This is a genomic window from Bacillus sp. LR--39 (genome assembly GCF_053613335.1).
Genome location: NZ_JBSIOT010000189.1, coordinates 1 through 1318 on the forward strand (window position 1 = coordinate 1; position 1318 = coordinate 1318).

Genomic DNA, 1318 nt, shown 5'->3' on the forward strand with positions numbered 1-1318 from the left:
TGATCAGCGCCAGCATAAAAAAGACATCGAGCCGGTCTAAAAATTCTTCGACCTTGATTGTCTGGATCGTACTTATAAGCGGGAACTGGGATCTGAGTGTAAGATCAACATCAAGCACGCTGATATTAATCGCCACGGTGAGCGCCACAACCAATCCGCTAATAGCCATGGCAATCATCCCCATTTTTTTCACATCTTTTCTGTCATTCAGGTTAGGGAAAATCATCACAAATAAAACGACTTCACCAAATGGGACGTACATGGTCTGCGTGAAAACAGAGTGAAGGATAGGAGAAATACCGTTTGCCAAAACCGGCTTTAAATTGTGCGGGTCTATAGTGCCTGAGACAATAATCAGCACGAGCCCGATCGCGCCCAGTAAATACATGACCCCGAAAAGAAGTTCGGCAGCGCGTGCGAGTACTTCAATTCCTTTTCTTACGGCATATATGCTTGCTACCATTAATAAAGCATTTACAATAATGATAGGTGTATCATGATAAGCAAACGTCAGCAGCATTTCTCCAAAGTCACGCAGCACCCTTGCGGCAATATAGGCAAAGTACAATATATAGAGAAATGAAAACAGCCAGCTCAGCTTGGTTCCCAGCATATCATCCATATATTCTTTCGGAGAAGAATTCGGATAACATTGATAAATGCCTTGCCGCAAGCGCTGTTGAAATAAACAAAGCATTCCCTAATCCCCAGCCGCCGCGATAGCCGACTAACTGAGCGATTGAGCTTGAGCTGCCGCCAAGCCCCGCAAATACAATAATAAAAATAAGTCCGAGAATTAACGTCCATTTCGCGCCGATGCGGCTGGAAATGGCTCCTGAGAAAAACATCATAAATCCGGTTACAAGCAAATAACTTGTAAACAAGAGTGATACTTCACTAGGTGAAGCATGTAATTGTGCGGCAATAGCCGGAAGAATTGGATCGACCAGCCCGATTCCCATAAAAGAAATCACACAGGCAAACGCGACAGCCCATACCGCTTTCGGCTGGCTGAGCAAGCCTGTTTTCTGATTCACTTGTGTTGTCTTATCCATTTGACCTGACCTCCATCTTTATTCCATTAAAAGAAACGCTACAAAAATAGCGTTTAACAAACTTTTCATTCGATTGATTGAATGGCGCGTTCCGCTTTGCCTTTCATGCCTTGCAGGCGTTCTTTAAAGCTTTGGAATGTCCGGATTTTCTCATCAATCAAACTCAGCTGGTGATTCAGGGTTTCCTGAATTTCCTCCAGTTTTTCTTTCCGTTCCTTTGGATCCAGTGACAACAAATACCCCTCTTTGTTTAACTCTAGCTG

Annotated in this window: 3 pseudogenes; all 3 read right to left on the bottom strand. The window is 43.8% G+C overall.

Annotated features, from left to right (window positions below):
* Positions 1-688: pseudogene (gene gerKB / locus ACWHAR_RS21645) on the bottom strand (spore germination protein GerKB); the annotation flags it as partial.
* Positions 669-1055 (bottom strand): annotated as a pseudogene (locus ACWHAR_RS21650) (MFS transporter); the annotation flags it as partial. The pseudogenes gerKB and ACWHAR_RS21650, both read right to left, overlap by 20 nt.
* A 65-nt stretch (positions 1056-1120) precedes the next feature.
* Positions 1121-1318 (bottom strand): annotated as a pseudogene (locus tag ACWHAR_RS21655) (MerR family transcriptional regulator); the annotation flags it as partial.